This is a genomic window from Streptomyces sp. 142MFCol3.1, assembly GCF_000424945.1.
Classification (GTDB): Bacteria; Actinomycetota; Actinomycetes; order Streptomycetales; family Streptomycetaceae; genus Streptomyces; species Streptomyces siamensis.
In genome coordinates, this window is the sequence record NZ_AUKV01000010.1 from 192,066 (window position 1) to 206,164 (window position 14,099).

Annotated in this window: 19 protein-coding genes; 4 read left to right on the plus strand and 15 right to left on the minus strand. The window is 71.3% G+C overall.

The genetic code is table 11. The annotated features are described in order from the left end of the window. Positions 1-13: 13 nt before the first annotated feature. From H305_RS0116685 to rpmG, 5 genes are all read right to left on the minus strand, one after another. Positions 14-835, minus strand: a complete 822-nt coding sequence (locus H305_RS0116685) for a maleylpyruvate isomerase family mycothiol-dependent enzyme (RefSeq protein WP_028801375.1) — start codon at positions 833-835, stop codon at positions 14-16. A gap of 269 nt (positions 836-1,104) precedes the next feature. Next, positions 1,105-3,141 carry a DUF1996 domain-containing protein gene (locus tag H305_RS0116690; RefSeq protein ID WP_107440046.1) on the minus strand — a complete coding sequence of 679 codons (2,037 nt, stop codon included), beginning with the start codon at positions 3,139-3,141 and terminating at the stop codon, positions 1,105-1,107. 364 nt (positions 3,142-3,505) lie between these two features. Further along, positions 3,506-3,628, minus strand: coding sequence for a type B 50S ribosomal protein L36 (ykgO, locus tag H305_RS0116695; protein ID WP_028801377.1), 123 nt, complete (start codon positions 3,626-3,628; stop codon positions 3,506-3,508). A gap of 97 nt (positions 3,629-3,725) precedes the next feature. Continuing rightward, positions 3,726-3,986: a type B 50S ribosomal protein L31 gene (locus H305_RS0116700; RefSeq protein WP_028801378.1), complete on the minus strand. Its 261-nt coding sequence runs from the start codon at positions 3,984-3,986 to the stop codon at positions 3,726-3,728. A gap of 47 nt (positions 3,987-4,033) precedes the next feature. Continuing rightward, a complete protein-coding gene (rpmG, locus tag H305_RS49415) occupies positions 4,034-4,198 on the minus strand; it encodes a 50S ribosomal protein L33 (RefSeq protein ID WP_051370651.1) in 165 nt (54 codons plus the stop codon). Positions 4,199-4,447: 249 nt separating this feature from the next. Between rpmG and H305_RS0116710 the strand changes: the two genes are divergently transcribed. Beyond that, entirely contained in the window at positions 4,448-4,717 is a 270-nt protein-coding gene (locus H305_RS0116710) for a hypothetical protein (protein WP_028801379.1), read from the plus strand. After that, entirely contained in the window at positions 4,714-5,259 is a 546-nt protein-coding gene (locus H305_RS46205; RefSeq protein ID WP_199791417.1) for a hypothetical protein, read from the plus strand. The genes H305_RS0116710 and H305_RS46205 overlap by 4 nt, the downstream gene beginning before the upstream one ends. A 153-nt stretch (positions 5,260-5,412) precedes the next feature. Here H305_RS46205 and H305_RS0116720 read toward each other — a convergent pair whose 3' ends face one another. From H305_RS0116720 to H305_RS0116745, 6 genes are all read right to left on the minus strand, one after another. Continuing rightward, complete coding sequence (locus H305_RS0116720; RefSeq protein WP_037764204.1) at positions 5,413-5,916, minus strand: winged helix-turn-helix transcriptional regulator; 504 nt, start codon at positions 5,914-5,916, stop codon at positions 5,413-5,415. Continuing rightward, positions 5,916-6,971, minus strand: a complete 1,056-nt coding sequence (locus tag H305_RS0116725) for an LLM class flavin-dependent oxidoreductase (protein ID WP_028801381.1) — start codon at positions 6,969-6,971, stop codon at positions 5,916-5,918. Before H305_RS0116725 ends, H305_RS0116720 begins: the two co-directional genes overlap by 1 nt. Further along, positions 6,971-7,477, minus strand: a complete 507-nt coding sequence (locus H305_RS0116730; protein WP_028801382.1) for an SRPBCC family protein — start codon at positions 7,475-7,477, stop codon at positions 6,971-6,973. The genes H305_RS0116725 and H305_RS0116730 overlap by 1 nt, the downstream gene beginning before the upstream one ends. Positions 7,478-7,667: 190 nt before the next feature. Beyond that, positions 7,668-8,369, minus strand: coding sequence for an SDR family oxidoreductase (locus H305_RS0116735; RefSeq protein ID WP_028801383.1), 702 nt, complete (start codon positions 8,367-8,369; stop codon positions 7,668-7,670). Positions 8,370-8,582: 213 nt separating this feature from the next. After that, positions 8,583-9,152 (minus strand): TetR/AcrR family transcriptional regulator, encoded by a 570-nt coding sequence (locus H305_RS0116740; protein ID WP_028801384.1) that lies wholly within the window; start codon positions 9,150-9,152, stop codon positions 8,583-8,585. 96 nt (positions 9,153-9,248) lie between these two features. Beyond that, positions 9,249-9,830: a PadR family transcriptional regulator gene (locus H305_RS0116745; protein ID WP_028801385.1), complete on the minus strand. Its 582-nt coding sequence runs from the start codon at positions 9,828-9,830 to the stop codon at positions 9,249-9,251. A 282-nt stretch (positions 9,831-10,112) separates the two neighbouring features. On the opposite strand from H305_RS0116745, the gene H305_RS0116750 reads away from it, so the two are divergent. Then, complete coding sequence (locus H305_RS0116750; RefSeq protein WP_028801386.1) at positions 10,113-10,331, plus strand: hypothetical protein; 219 nt, start codon at positions 10,113-10,115, stop codon at positions 10,329-10,331. An 18-nt stretch (positions 10,332-10,349) separates the two neighbouring features. On the opposite strand, the gene H305_RS0116755 is transcribed toward H305_RS0116750, so the two are convergent. Both H305_RS0116755 and H305_RS0116760 read right to left on the minus strand, forming a co-directional pair. Continuing rightward, the gene (locus tag H305_RS0116755; protein WP_028801387.1) at positions 10,350-11,147 is read right to left on the minus strand and encodes an SGNH/GDSL hydrolase family protein; all 798 of its coding nucleotides are present in this window, start codon (positions 11,145-11,147) and stop codon (positions 10,350-10,352) included. 418 nt (positions 11,148-11,565) lie between these two features. Then, positions 11,566-11,763, minus strand: a complete 198-nt coding sequence (locus H305_RS0116760; RefSeq protein ID WP_028801388.1) for a hypothetical protein — start codon at positions 11,761-11,763, stop codon at positions 11,566-11,568. A 159-nt stretch (positions 11,764-11,922) separates the two neighbouring features. Here H305_RS0116760 and H305_RS0116765 point away from each other — a divergent pair, with 159 nt between their 5' ends. Further along, positions 11,923-12,681 (plus strand): MerR family transcriptional regulator, encoded by a 759-nt coding sequence (locus H305_RS0116765; RefSeq protein WP_234020913.1) that lies wholly within the window; start codon positions 11,923-11,925, stop codon positions 12,679-12,681. Positions 12,682-12,775: 94 nt separating this feature from the next. On the opposite strand, the gene H305_RS0116770 is transcribed toward H305_RS0116765, so the two are convergent. Both H305_RS0116770 and H305_RS0116775 read right to left on the minus strand, forming a co-directional pair. After that, complete coding sequence (locus H305_RS0116770; protein ID WP_028801390.1) at positions 12,776-13,336, minus strand: TetR/AcrR family transcriptional regulator; 561 nt, start codon at positions 13,334-13,336, stop codon at positions 12,776-12,778. A 3-nt stretch (positions 13,337-13,339) separates the two neighbouring features. Continuing rightward, complete coding sequence (locus H305_RS0116775; protein WP_028801391.1) at positions 13,340-14,035, minus strand: type 1 glutamine amidotransferase domain-containing protein; 696 nt, start codon at positions 14,033-14,035, stop codon at positions 13,340-13,342. Between the last annotated feature and the right edge of the window lie 64 nt (positions 14,036-14,099).

The following is a 14,099-nucleotide window of genomic DNA, read 5'->3' on the forward strand; positions in this document are numbered from 1 at the left end:
GCGGTGCGGCTTCTCAGGGCGCCTTGAACAGGCCCGGGAAGCGGGGCGCGAGCCAGGGCCTGCGACCGGTCACGAGGATGCGGCCCTGGGCCAGGGCGCCTACCTGGCCGCGGCGGCCGAGGGCCATCAGGAAGAAGGTGACCGGCTCGATGTGGATGGTGCAGTCCGGGCGGGCGGACGGCTGTGCCTCGACGGACACCGCACCGTCGTCCACCGTCACACCGAACCGTTCGCCGCCCCAGAGGCGGATCGCGTAGCGGACGGTCAGCTCGGCGGTGCGGGCCGTGTCCGTCACCCGTGGCATGGCCGTGAGCATGAACGGCAGGGTGAGGCCGACCCGGGCACGGTCGATCATGTGGGGTCGGCGCAGGGCGCGGGCCAGGTCGTATCCGTGGCCCAGCATGTGCGTGAGCAGGTAGGACCCCAGGACCACGGGGTTCATCGGGCCCAGCGGGGTGAGGACGGTTCCGTCCGCGGCGCCTTCGTCCAGCGCCTTCAGATAGGCGTCGGCCTGGTCCACGATCATGGCGGCCAGCGGTTCGGCCGCGCGCTCGTCGAAGGCGGCGAGCGCCTGCTCGTTGGCCGCGGCGAGGCTCTGCGGTGTGCCGTCACCGTAGGGGCGTGGGTTTCCCGCGGCGAGGTCGGCCATGAGTTCGTTGGCCTGTGCCAGATGGGCCGCCGCCTCCCCCACGGTCCACTGGGAACCGGGGACGGGGCGCTCCATGTCGGTGCACTGGCGCAGCAGCGCGGCTATGTCCTCGGCGGTTTCGCGTATGGCGGTGCCCAGTCCCTCGGGCAGGGTGTCCCGTACGTTCTCTCCAGCCGTCGATTCCACGCCGTTCCCGTCCTGGTCCGCTGCTCCTGCCGGGTGCGCGCGCAACCGGGCGGTGAACGCGTCGCCGATCACCGGGGGTACAGGAGACCAGTCGATCGAGATCGCGGCAAGACCCTGAACAGCTCGTTCTGGCGCGGACCGGGGGTGCCCGTCCAGTCGCGGCCCGGTGGACGTCGGGCCGACAGGCCTCGTGCTCGGCTTCGGACGGGACGAGCCGGCTGCCTGGGGCAGCCGGCTCGCCTGGTTCACGGCGCTCGATCAGCCCGCGATCACATGGAGCTGCGCCTGATACGGCGAAGGAGGACGAAGCCCCCGATCACGAGGAGGCCTCCCACCGCGGCCGGCCACAACTGCGTTCCGGTGTCGGCGAGATCGCCCGTCACCGCCTGCGGCTCGGTCTGGTCGTCGGCCGACGGAGCGGGCGCCTGCGTGGCGGGCGCCTGTCCGGAGTCGCCCGCCTCGCCGCCGTTGTCGTCCGTGTCGCCCTGGCCCGCGGGGGCTTTGGCGCTCTGGGAGGCAGCGGGCTTGGTGTCGGACTTGGTGTCGGGCCCGGGGTCCGACTTTTCGGTGTGCGTGCCGCCGCCGGCCGGTGCGCTGGTCGTCGTGCCGGTGTCGGCCGGAGGCTGCGACGCGTCGTCACCGCCGTTGTCGCCGCCGCCCGGGTTGCCGGTGCCGTTGCCCGGGTCGCTCGTGCCGTTTCCGTCGCCGTTTCCGCTGTTGTTCCCGTCGGCGGGGTCGTCGGCGGTCTGGGTGGGGGTGGGCTCGGGGTCGTCGGCGGTCTGCGTGGGGGTGGGCTCCGGGTCGTCCTGCGGCGGCTCGTCCCCGCCGCCCGTACCGGCGCCGCACTTGCGGCCGCCGTTGATGCAGTCGACCATCTCCCGCATCAGGTTCTCGTCGAAGACGTTGATGAAGTCTCCGTGGTCGGTGACCGGCTTGTGGAGCTGCTCGGGGAACGAGTCCACCGCGAACAGCGGGGTGGTCTTGCCGCCGTCGTCCAGGCTGGGCGCGTCGACGTCGTACACGATGCGCTGAACCAGTTGCGGGATCGCCCGGAAGCCGCCCGCGCAGCTGCCGTCGGCCGCGGCGAACGCCACGTGCGTACGATGGTTGGCGCTGTCGATGTTCTGACCGTCCCAGCAGCTCTGGAACTTGAAGGTGCGGACCACGTCGCTGCCCTTCGGGCAGATCGGGTACTTGTCCTTCAGCTGCCGGTCCTCGAAGCCGGTGCAGCTCCAGGAGGCGTTGGCGTTGCCGGGGCCGTTGACGAAGGCCTTGGCGTCACCGGTGATGATGCGCAGCAGTCGCGGCATGGCCGTGACCTTGCCGCGCGGGCTGCCCACGAAGGTCAGGGTGACCTGCTTGGGCGTGACGATCTGGCCGGCGTTGCCCTCGGTCCCGCCGCCGGGCGCGCCCGCGTCCCGCTCCTGGGTGCCGTTCTGCAGGCGCAGCACGGGCCAGTAGTAGGTGGACTTGTCGCCCTGGTTCTCGCAGGTCGTGTCGGCCTTCGCCAGGTCGTCGTCGGTGGCGAAGGCGTTGTTGGACTGGTTGCCGACGTAGTCGTGGAAGTGGTGCGCGCCGTTGGTGACGCCAGGGGCCACGATCACGTTGTCCGAGTTGAACAGGCCGTTGGCGTTGACGCCGCAGCTGGTGGCGAAGGTGCCGCGTGAGGCGTCCCCGCCGGGGTTCGGGTTCTGCACATTGGGCTGGACGGAGTTGATGTCCGCGTAGTCGGCGGCCACGGGGCCGTTGCCGGCCTGACCGCCGTTGCCGGCCTGGCCGTTGCCCTGGTCCTGGCCGCCGTTCTGGTCCTGACCGCCCGGCTGTTCCTGGCCGGCGCTCTGGTCCTGACCGCTCTGGTCGCCGGCGTTCCCGTCCTGGCCGTCGCCGTTCTTGTTGCCCGAGGCCTGCAGGGTGCAGGGGGCGAGCTCGTCCAGTCCTTCGGGACGGTCTCCGACGCGGTCGATGGCGTCGGCGATCCGCCCGATCGTCGCCGTCCGCTTCTCCTTCAACGGGTTCATGATCGCGTTGTCGGCGAAGCCGTTGTCCTGCTGCTGCGCCTGCGCCGATTCCTGGACCCGCTGGTAGGCCTCGGCTATCTGCTGGTCAAGGAGCGCGAGTTCCTTGTCCACGTCCGCCTTGGCCTCTTCCGGCACGTCCGTCAGCTTGGCGCCGACGTCCGGACAGTCGATCGTGGCGGCACCGGAGGCGAGGACGTGGTCGGCGTCGCTCCCCTGCGTCTGGCCGGAGTCGCCCTCGGTGGCCGACGCGTAGACGTTGACGGCCACGAGCCCACCTCCGCCCAGCATCATGGCGATCGCCAGCGAGGTCGCACGCCGTGCACCCGTGGGTCGGCGTCTGCGCGTGTTGCGTCTCAAGGCACTACTCCTGCGCGTCGTGAGCGGCTCGACATCGAAATCCCCGTGGCCCTATACGGAGATGAGTCATGGCGCGTTCAAGTGCCTCGGAAATTCACAGGAATTGCATACGGCCTCGCGCGTTTCCAGCCGCCTGAGCAGGGGAAGCGCACGCGCGCCGATGCATGGCGGGAGTCTGCGCACGGCGTCCGCGGTTCCGGCCGCCGGCCGGACCGGGCGTCATCGGTCCCGGACGCACGACTGCCCGGCCTCCGCGATCCGCGGAGGCCGGGCAGGCCGCTCGGTGTGCGTTCCGTCAGCCCTGGCGGGCCTTGAAACGCGGGTCCTTCTTGTTGATCACGAACGTCACACCACGCCGGCGGACCACCTGGGCCCCGGGCTTGGACTTAAGTGACCGCAGGGACTTGCGTACCTTCATGACTCTGCTCTCCTCCATGTACGGAAGACCGTTCTTCGGCGCGGGCCTCGGCACGCCGTGTGCGTGTCGGGCGCGGGCCGCTGCGCGAGGGGGCGCTTCAGACTCGGGCCGCGGACGTACGGCCGTAGCGGCGTTCGAACCGCTCGACTCGGCCCTCCGTGTCCAGGACCCGCGAGGTCCCGGTGTAGAAGGGGTGGCTCGCAGACGAGATCTCCACGTCGATCAGCGGGTAGGTGTGACCGTCCTGCCACTCGATCGTCCGGGCGGAGTCCGCGGTCGAGCGCGTGAGGAAGGCGACGTCGGCGGCGCGGTCACGGAAGACGACCGGGCGGAGTTCGGGGTGGATACGGGTCTTCATGCGATGTCCTTCCTGGTGACCGTGCGTCCGGTGGCGTGGCGCCTGGGTCAGCGCTCCTCCCGGAACGCGACGTGCCTGCCGACCACCGGGTCGTACTTGCGCAGGACGAGCCGGTCGGCGTCGTTCTGACGGTTCTTGCGCGTCACGTAGGTGACGCCGGTCCCGGCGGTCGACCTGAGGGTGACGACGGGGCGTGCGGTGCTGCGTGCCATGAGGTGCTCCTTTCACCGACATCCCCGGATTGATCCGAGCATGTCAGTCACGCTCGTTGTAACAGGGCGGGGGGCTTGCGCATTCCCGCCCCTTCTCCCCGTCCTGTGCCTTATCTCACGTCCGAATACCGCCCATCGGCGCCGCCCCCGGAAATACGGGCGGATCACCTGCCCGTTGTCGCTTACATCCGTGGGCTCTCTGGAGGCTGGCATGGACAACGGTCGTACGGGACGGCGAAGGCGGCCGCGATGAGCCACTTCACCCCGGGGCTCTTCCGCGGTGGCTCCGGCCGCCCCGCACCCGGCACGGCGTCGCGCGGAACACGGCAGCGCGGCGCGATCGTCCTGCTCGCGGTGGGTCTCGACCTGGCCGCCGCGGTGATGCTGCTGAGCCGTGATCTCTCGAACGCCCTCGTCGGTCTGCTCCTCGCGGTCCTCGGCTGGTTCGCGACCGGTCGCGTCGCGGCCCGGCACCCGGCGCCCCAGGAGAGCGGAACCGACAGACGGACGCGGCGATGAGCCGGCCGACCACGACCACCGGGACGGTCGCCGCCTTCCCGGATGCACCCCTTCCGGCCAAAGCCGCTCATTGCGGGCGAGGCGGGCGCGCCACCCCGGAGGAGCGGCGCCGGAAGCACGTCGTGGAGCTGCTCACGGCGTCAGCGCTGGTCCTCGTCCCCTGGACGGTGCTGCTCGGACTGACGCTGCCGTCCGACTACCGCGTCCACGCGTGGCGTGCGACCTGGGTCGGATTCGACGTGCTGCTGCTCACGGCGCTGACGACGACGGCCGTCCTCGCCAAGCGGCGTCACCGGGCGGTGGTGATGCCCGCGCTGGCCAGCGCAGTCCTCCTCGTGTGCGACGCATGGTTCGACGTCTCCCTCTCCCTGGGCACGCCGGCCGTCTGGGGGTCCCTCGCCTTCGCCGTCTGCGCCGAACTGCCCATGGCGGCATTTCTCTTCCACCGCACGCACGCATTGCTCCGGCGGCAATGGGCGCCCCGGCAGCCAGTGGACGGCGACGCACGGCAGGCGACCGAGGCCACGACCGGCCGGCTCTGATCACCTCGCGTGCCCCGTGGCCGGTCGAATCGCGACGGGCCGTACGGCACGTCGAGCGATCCCCCGGCTCGGGTGCGCCGCGTCGGCGACAGGGCCGCTCCCCTGCCAGAGGCACACGAAGCGGCCTCGTAAGAAGCGCGCGAAGCGGCGCTGTCAGGACCGGGCGAAGCGGCGCTGGACGTCGGGCCGCGACTTGAGCCGCTCCGGGTAGCCGGGCCCCATCCGCACGGACGTGTTCTCGGATCCCATCGGCTCGCCGCACGCGGAGCACACGACCCGCGCCTCGGCGTCGTGGCCGCAGGAATCGTGGTGAAGTGTGACGGGGACTCCCTCCTCCCCCGCAAGCCATCGGTCGCCCCACCGTGCCATCGCGGCGAGGACGGGGAAGAAGTCGCGCCCCTTCTCCGTCAGCACGTAGTCGTAACGGGGCGGCTCACTGTCGTAGAGCCGCTTCTCCATCAGCCCCTCGGCCACCAGACCGCGCAGCCGGTCCGTCAGGGTGTTGCGCGCGATGCCCAGCTCCTGCTGGAACTCGTCGAAACGCCGGCTTCCGTAGAACGCCTCCCGCAGCACCAGCGACGTCCACGCGTCGCCGAGGAGATCGACGGTGCGCGCGATGGAGCAGGGCCAGTTCGCGAACGACTTCCGCGCGGTCATCACGCATCACCGACTTCACGGACCAGTTCGATGGCCCTGGCCAGCGTGTCGAGCTTCGCCGGCATGCCGTCTCCGGCCGGATACAGCCGTACGGTGTCCACGCCCGCGTCGCGCCATACGCGCAGCCGTCGCCGCACCATGTCCTCGGTGCCGATCAGTGTGGTGGCGAGCACCATGTCGTCGGTGACCAGACCGGCCGCACCCTCGCGGTCGCCGCCCTGCCAGCGCTCCCGGACCTGCGCGGCCACGTCGGCCCAACCCTGCCTGCTGTAGGCGCGGTTGTAGAAATTGGTCGACGCGGAGCCCATCCCGCCCAGGCTGAAGGCCAGTTCCTTCTTGCGGCCCGCGACCATGGCGCCGAGCGCCTCCTCGTCCGGGGCGAAGGCCACCTCGGCGCCCTGGCAGACGTCGAAGTCGGCACGGCTGCGGCCGCTGAGGGCGAGTCCTTCGTCCAGCGGGGCGAAATAGGCAGCCGCCGCCCCTTCGGGGACGAAGCTGGTGCCGAGCCAGCCGTCCGCGACCCGGCCGGTCAGCCGCAGCATGGCCGGGGACAGGGCGGCCAGATACACCGGGATCGGGTGCTCGGCTCGCATGGACAGACGCATGGGTACCGCGTCCCCGCCGGGCCGCGGGATCGTGAACTCCTCGCCGGCGTACGAGATCTTGTCGCCCGCCACCGCCTGCCGCACGATCTCCACGGTCTCGCGGACGCGCGCCAGGGACCGGGCGAAGGACACGCCGTGCAGCCCTTCCATCACCTGGGGACCGGAGGGGCCGAGGCCCAGCAGGAACCGCCCGCCGGAGAGGTTGGACAGGGTGATCGCCGTCTGCGCCAGCGCCACCGGGGTGCGTGTGCCGACCTGCATCACGGCGGAACCGAGCAGCATGCGTTCGGTCCTGGCCGCGTAGAAGCCCAGGGCGGAAGGGGCGTCGGAGCCCCACGCCTCGGCCACCCAGCAGATGTCGAGGCCGGCCTTCTCGGCCTCGACGACGAAGTCCGCCTGCTCCGTCCAGGAATCGAAGCCCGACGCCTCGACCGTCGTCGCCGTGCGCATCACGCCTCAGCCAGGTTCTTGATGTGCTCCAGCGTGACGGTCATGTTGCGCTCGAACTCACGCATGCGCACGAACACGATCTTCTGCTCCTTGTCCGGCATGGCGTCGATCGCGTAGGAGAGTCCGGAGCGGCCGGGGCCCATCTGCATCCACTGCGTCAGCTCGGTCCCCCCGTCCTTGGGTTCGAGCCGGAATCGCCAGACGGCGCTCGGGTGCGCCGGGTCCTCCACGGCCCAGGCGAACACCCGCCCCGGCTCGGCTTCGACGACCGTCGAGGTGGTCGCCCACTCGCCGAAGGAGTCGTGCCTGCTCCGCCCGACGAACCTGGCGCCGGCCGCGGGCCGGGTGGCCCCGTCGAGCCATTCGACGGACTGCAGCTCCGAGCTCATGCCCGGCATCAGCTCCACGTCCGAGACCAGCTGCCACACCCGCTCCGGTGTGGCAGCGATCCACGTCGTCACCTCGACCGTCGGTCTGTCCGCGTACACCGCACCCGTCCACTCCACCGTGGGCCGCCCTCCGCGCCGTCATGGGGTTCCGAACTCCAGAGTTGCGTAATAAGACTCACCAGGTCAAGGGATCCCGGCAGGCCAGGAGTGCGGAACGCGCAACAGGAGTGCGGGCGGCCGGGGCGAAGGGGCCGGGCTGCGCGGTGAAGCGCCGGTGGTCCGGCCGCGGCAGGCCGGCAGCCGTGTACTACTGGGCCAGCTGCGGGTAGAGCACCGCCGGGTCTGCGGCCAGGCCCGCCTTGACCTGCCGCGTGAGGTCGTCCGCCAGTACCTCGAAGGCTCCCGCCTCGACGCCGTCGAGCGCCAGGGCCGCGATGTCGTGGGCACCGGACTTGGGTGCGTCCACATGGGCGGCCATGTCGGTGTCCACGTAACCCATGTGCAGGCCGGTGACACCGATCCCGCGCTCGTGCAGTTCCAGCCGCAGGGTGTTGGTCTGCGACCAGAGGGCGGCCTTGGAGGCGCTGTAGGAGCCCGAGACGCCCAGCCAGGAGAGCACGGAGTGGGCGTTGAGTATGTGGCCGCCGCCGTTGCGCTCGATGATCGGCACAAAGGCGCGGGCGAGCAGGAGCGGGCCGTAGAAGTTGGTCTCGAACTCGCGGCGGACGTCGTCCACGGACGAGTCGAGGAAGGACGCCCCGACGTAGGCACCGGCGTTGTTGACCAGGAGGGTGACGTCCTGCGCCTGCTCGGCGGCGGCAGCCACGGAGGCGGGGTCCGTCACCTCGAGCGCCAGCGGGACGGCGTCCGGGTGCGTCACCGTGCGCGGATCGCGGGCCGTGGCGTACACCTTGGCGGCTCCGCGGGCGTACAGCTCCTCGACCAGAGCCTTGCCGATCCCCCTGCTGCCGCCGGTGACGAACGCGGTGGCTCCCTTGATTTCGGTCATGACTTCCTCCAGAACGTTGGAAACCGATCGGTTTCCGCCTACCGTAAACCGATCGGTTTCCGCATTCAAGTCAGGAAGGGGCAACTGAGTCCTGTCTTCAAACTCACACCGAGGCGTGACAGGCCGACAGCAGCACCTACGGGTCGCCGGGCAGCACTGGATCACGCCCGCCCCAGACCGGGGCGGGCGCCATGTCAGCGTGAACGAAGCAGGTCAGCGCAGTCCTGCGGCGTCCAGGAGCGCGGCCACCGTCGGTCCGATGAGCCCCACGAGGTTGTCGGCACCGACCCCCGCACGGGCGCTCGCCCCGTCGAACACCAGGGTCAGCTGCCGGGCCAGCAGATCGGGATCGCTCGCCCCGCCCTGCTCCGCCTCCACGCGGAAGAAGTCCGTCAGGGTTGCCTTGACCCTGTGAGCCACCCGGCTCGCGGGGTGGTCCACGTCCTTGAGTTCGATCTGGACGGCGAGATAGGGGCAGCCGCGGTATCCCGGCGCGGCGGCCTGCGCCTCCGCCTGCGTGAAGACGTGCAGGATCCGTTCGCGGGGCGAACCGCCGTCGCCCTCCGGGGGCAGCAGCCGGTCGGAGAAGTCGGCCGCGCGGCGCTCCAGACTCTCCGCGAGCAGGTGGTCCTTGCTCTCGAAGAGCTGGTACATCGACCGCTTGGAGACGCCCGCGGCCCTGCACAGCGCCTCGACGCCGACACCGACGCCCTCGGCGTACGCGAGACTGGCCGCCGCATCGAGCAGCCGGTCGCGGGAGCTGGTCTTCGCCTCTGAGGTCATGCCAAAGGCTAACGCGATTGCGCCCGATCAAAAACCGATCGGTTTACGGCACCGTCCGAGGTGCCCCTGGCCGGACGGGCGACGCTCGCTCCGCTGTCAGGCGCGCGCTGCCGAGGCGAGTGCCGCCGTGCGCTGAGCAAGGCGCCTCAGAGCCATCTCGCCCCACTGGATCGTCGATCGTTCCAGGGCGAGTCCGCCCTGCAGGGTGAGGTACGGCCCGAGGCGCTCGACGGTGGCGCAGTACTCGTCCTCGGTGCGCCCGTCGAGCATGCGCTGCTGTGCGCGCTCGTACCGGGCGAGCTTGGCCGCGGCCCGTTCGACGCGCTCGACGAGGTCGGCTCGTACGGCCTCGATGTCGCCGAAGTCGACGCACTGCACCTTGACGAGCAGCTCGTCACGGATGGCCGTCGGCTTCGCGGGCGCGTCGGAGACGAAGGCACGGACGGCTTCGAGGCCCGCTTCGGTGAGCGAGTAGAGGCGCTTGTTGGGGCGGCGCTCCTGCTGCACGACACGGGCGGAGACGATGCCCTCGCTCTCCATGCGCTCCAGCTCGCGGTAGATCTGCTGCGGCGTGGCCATCCAGAAGTTGGCGACGGAGACCTCGAACCCCTTCGCGAGGTCGTACCCGGACGCCTCGCCCTCCAGAAGCGCGGCCATCACCGCATTGCGCAGAGCCATGACGCCCAACCTAACACCGCGTCCGACGCCTGCCGACGCGCCTGATCACTGCCTGAGCGGAGCACTGGAAGCCCCCTCGGCGGGGGCTCTTTCAGACCGCGCCGCCGATCGGTTCGGCGGCCTGTCCCAGCGCCTGCCGGCAGGCGACGATCGCGGGATGGCCGCCGCGGCCCCCGCGTACGGCGGTGAAGATCTTCCGTTTCCGCGACCGTGCGGGAGTGGCGTGAGGGGCACCGTCGGCGCGTACCCGCTGCGGACCAGGTCCGGGAGGAAGGCGACGGCGTGCCCCTGCTCGACGAGCGGTTGGGCGCGGCGGGCGCGGGCCCGGCGGGCCTGGTCGCCGTCCCGGCCGGCGTGGGGTCGCTCGCCCATGCCGCCGTCACCCACTACCGCCGAGGCCCGGCGGGACCCGCCACCTCCCTGTTGCCGGTGGAGCCGGACAACGCCGCCTGCGTCCTCGCGAGCTCGTCGCGGCCTGAGACACACGGGTCACGTCAGTGAGCCACGGGTCCTCGGCGGTCAGGACAGGTCTTCGGCGGGCACGGCCACCGGCAGGAGCGCCGGCCTCTTCGCCGTCCGGCCGTCGCCGGACGACCGTCCCCGTACCCGCCGCGCGATCCACGGCCCGAGGAAGGAACCCGCCCAGCGCAACTCCGCGCGGACCGCCCGCAGTCCCGACGGGGTCGCGTGGTCGGCGGGCAATGGCCGCGTCCAACTGTCGTCGCTGCCCGGCAGGTCGAGTGCCTGCGCGACCGCGGAGGCGATGCGTGCGTGGCCGAGCGGGGCGGCGTGCAGGCGGTCCGCGCTCCACAGCCGCGGATCGGTCACGACGGGATGGTGGGAGGTCTCGGCCACCACGACACCGTGCCGCCGGGCGGCCACGCGGATGCCGTCGTTCAGAGCGAGGACGCGGTGGCCGACGGGTCGGGCCAGAGGCGTCATCCTGGCGACGTCCGGGAAGGTCAGCGTGGCGACGCGGGCTCCCTGCGCGGTGAGTGCGGCGAACATGGCGTCCAGGTGGGCGACGACCTCGTCGGCGTCGAACCGGGGACGCAGGACGTCGTTGACACCGGCCACGACCGTGACGAGGTCGGGGCGCAGAGCGAGGGCGGGTTCGAGTTGTTCGGCTCGCACCTGCCCGGCCAGCCGGCCCCGTACGGCGAGGTTGGCGTACACGAGGTCCGGGCTGCTGCGCGCGAGTTGCTCGGCGAGCCGGTCCGCCCAGCCACGCAGCCCCCGGACGTCGTCGCCGTCCCCGAGCCCTTCCGTCTGGCTGTCCCCCAGCGCGACGTACCGCAGGTATGCGCTGTCGGGCACCTGCCGATCACCGTCCTCCGTCACCGCGGTCGCGCGGGCGCGTCGTCCCGCTTCGCGCAAACCACCAGTCAACAATGCACCTAGGTGCATTGTTGACTTTAGCAAGGCATGGTCAGGGCCGCACGTCTCCGCTCCGCCGCACTTCGAAACCCGCGTCCGCGACCGGCCCGTCCAGCGGCAGGTCGACGCGGTTGTGGGGTATGCCCGGACTGCTCGCGCCGTGCACCGGATGCCGGCGGATACGAGTCCTGGGCGGTCGGAACTCGACGGCCGGAAGCCGACCGCCCGGGCGCAGCACACGGCACATCTCGCGCAGCGCCACAAGCCGGCGCGACGCCGCCGCCCGACGAAGCGGACCGCGCCGAGGAGAACGCGGTCGGACTGCGCGCCGTCCTCGTGACGGCGGACCGGGTCGGAGTCAGGCCCCGGCCGTCGCCTCGATGCGCCAGCGGCCGACCTCTTGATGGTCCGAGTCGTAGACGGCCGAGCCGTCACCCGGTTCGAGCGCGTAGTGGTGGAGGTTGCCGCCCCAGTAGCGGAGGATGCGGCCGAGTTCGCCCGCGGGGTCCTCCGCCAGGCGCGCGTCGTCCATGGTGACTTCCAGCAGGAATTTCAAGTCGCCCACTCCCCTGATGCATCCGGACAGCCCGCTCGAACGGCCGGGCCTCGGCTTTCAATTGTTTCATTCAATTGCTTGTGGGGACTTCCGGAGCAATCAGCCCTGGACATGCCCTCGTGATGTCCGAAAAGTCTCAACCGGCCTTGAGGGGTTAAGGTGAGCGTCTCGATACGGGCGGCGGGGACAGCGGAGGTCGATGTGGGTCAGCGACTGCGCGCCGTCGACCTTGCGCGGACCGCCGGGATCTCGGTCCAGCAGGTCCGCAATTACGTGGAGTTGGGGGTTCTGCCGCCGACGGAGCGGACGGAGAGCGGATACCGGGTCTTCACCGCCGCCCACGCGCGGGCCCTCGGCGCGGCCCGCGAGATGGCCGCGGGTCACGGGTGGCCGACGGCCCGCGTAATCATGCGAGCCGTCCACGACGGCGACCTGGAGGCGGCGTTGGCCGCCCTCGACGCCAGTCATGCCCGACTGGACCGCGAAAGAGCGGAGTTGGCCGCGGCGCACGAGGCGCTGGGCACCGTGCTGGCGGGCGGCACGATCACGTCGGCGTCCGCTCGCCGTCACCTGCGTATCGGTCAGGTGGCCAGAGCCGTGGGGGTCCGGCCACCTGTCCTGCGGCTCTGGGAGGACCGCGGTCTGCTGCGGCCGGACCGGGAGCCGGCCACCGGCTATCGGGTCTACTCCCGCACTGAAGTGCATGCCGCGCAGGTCGTCTCGCTGCTCCGCCGAGGCCATTACCCCCTCGCGACGATCAAGGCGGTCCTGGACGAACTGCGGTCCACCAAGAACCCCGACCGTGCGGTCGGCGAACTGGCCGGCCGGGCCCGGGACCTGCATCGTCGCAGCCTCCACCGGCTGCGTGCCTCGGCGGCCCTGGACGATTACCTGGGGTACCTCGGTCACCGGGATTGAGGGGGCGCCGGCGTGTTGCCGGCGCCCGCACCGCCTCCGCGCGCCCGGTCGTCTCCAGCCCGCCGGCTGAGCCGACGGCCCGGCGTGCGGAGCGTCATCGGGACGCCGGTGTGCCGAGAAGTCCGGACAGGAGCGCGGTGGCCGCGGGCTCCAGCAGCGCGCTGCCCTCGGCCTGCGACTCCAGGCCGACGACGAGCGCGATGGCGATGTCGGCGGCCTCGGCCGGCTCGACACCGCCGACCGTGCCCGCCTCGGCGAACAGGCCGATGAGCAGGCGCCGCAGGTCGGCGGTGAAGGCGCAGCAGATCCCGCCGAACAACCGGGCCTTGGCGTCGAGGAGTTCGGCGGTGTGCGGCGACGGGCCGCTGAGCTCGAGGACGAGGTCCAGCTTGGCCGCCAGGACGCCCCTGATGCGTCGGTCGTGCGGGGCGTCCCGGTCGGCGGCGGCCGCCCGGGCACGGACGAGGGCCCGGTCGTGCAGGCGGGCGGCCAGTTTGCAGAAGGCGTCGTCCTTGCTGCGGACGTACTGGTAGACCGCCGACCGGGACACGCCCATGGTGGAGGCGATGTCGTCCATCGTGGTGCGCCGTACACCGTACCTGGTGAGGCAGTCGTACGTGGCGCCGAGGACCTCTTCGAGCCGGTCGGTGCTCATGCGTCAGCCCAGCTTCTGCAGCAGTTCCGCGGCGAGCGGTGCGGAGGACGCGGGGTTCTGGCCGGTGACCAGGCTGCGGTCGACGACCACGTTGGGCGCCCAGGGCTCGCGGACCTGTACGTCCACACCGGCCTCGACGAGGCGGGTCTCCAGGAGCCACTTCGCACGGTCGGCGAGTCCGGCCTGGGTCTCCTCGACGTCGGTGAAGGCCGCGACCCGGTAGCCGGCGAAGGCGTTCGTGCCGTCGTCGCGGGTCGCGGCGAGCAGCGCGGCGGGCCCGTGGCAGACCACGCCGAGCGGCTTGCCCGACGTCAGGGTGTCGATGAGGAGCCGGCCGGAGGTGGCGTCGACCGCCAGGTCCTCCATGGGACCGTGGCCTCCGGGGTAGAAGACGGCGGCGTAGTCGTCGAGGTTCACGTCCTCGAGACGGATCGGGTTCCGCAACTCGGTCATCCCGGCGAGCACGTTCGCGACCTTGTCGGCGCCTTCCTGGCCGCCGTTGACCTCCGGAGCGAGGCTTCCCTTGTCGACGGTCGGGACGACGCCGCCGGGCGTGGCGACGACGATCTCGTGACCGGCCGACGTGAGGATCTCGTACGGGGCGGCCGCTTCCTCGGCCCAGAAGCCGGTGGGGTGCTTGGTGCCGTCGGCGAGGGTCCAGTGGTCGACGCCGGTCATCACGAAAAGGATCTTGGACATGCGCTGCCTCCGAGGGATAGGGGCCCGTGGGGGCCCGGGGCGATGGTGATCGCACACTCCGGCA

Excerpts from the sequence above, each read along its gene's own strand:
- H305_RS0116690 (WP_107440046.1), bottom strand. The coding sequence starts at position 3,141 with ATGCTGGGCGGAGGTGGGCTCGTGGCCGTCAACGTCTACGCGTCGGCC.
- H305_RS0116745 (WP_028801385.1), bottom strand. The coding sequence starts at position 9,830 with ATGGCTCTGCGCAATGCGGTGATGGCCGCGCTTCTGGAGGGCGAGGCG.
- H305_RS0116775 (WP_028801391.1), bottom strand. The coding sequence starts at position 14,035 with ATGTCCAAGATCCTTTTCGTGATGACCGGCGTCGACCACTGGACCCTC.
- H305_RS0116770 (WP_028801390.1), bottom strand. The coding sequence starts at position 13,336 with ATGAGCACCGACCGGCTCGAAGAGGTCCTCGGCGCCACGTACGACTGC.
- rpmG (WP_051370651.1), bottom strand. The coding sequence starts at position 4,198 with ATGGCACGCAGCACCGCACGCCCCGTCGTCACCCTCAGGTCGACCGCC.
- H305_RS0116735 (WP_028801383.1), bottom strand. The coding sequence starts at position 8,369 with ATGACCGAAATCAAGGGAGCCACCGCGTTCGTCACCGGCGGCAGCAGG.
- H305_RS46205 (WP_199791417.1), top strand. The coding sequence starts at position 4,714 with ATGAGCCGGCCGACCACGACCACCGGGACGGTCGCCGCCTTCCCGGAT.
- H305_RS0116720 (WP_037764204.1), bottom strand. The coding sequence starts at position 5,916 with ATGACCGCGCGGAAGTCGTTCGCGAACTGGCCCTGCTCCATCGCGCGC.
- H305_RS0116740 (WP_028801384.1), bottom strand. The coding sequence starts at position 9,152 with ATGACCTCAGAGGCGAAGACCAGCTCCCGCGACCGGCTGCTCGATGCG.
- H305_RS0116700 (WP_028801378.1), bottom strand. The coding sequence starts at position 3,986 with ATGAAGACCCGTATCCACCCCGAACTCCGCCCGGTCGTCTTCCGTGAC.
- H305_RS0116725 (WP_028801381.1), bottom strand. The coding sequence starts at position 6,971 with ATGCGCACGGCGACGACGGTCGAGGCGTCGGGCTTCGATTCCTGGACG.
- ykgO (WP_028801377.1), bottom strand. The coding sequence starts at position 3,628 with ATGAAGGTACGCAAGTCCCTGCGGTCACTTAAGTCCAAGCCCGGGGCC.
- H305_RS0116710 (WP_028801379.1), top strand. The coding sequence starts at position 4,448 with ATGAGCCACTTCACCCCGGGGCTCTTCCGCGGTGGCTCCGGCCGCCCC.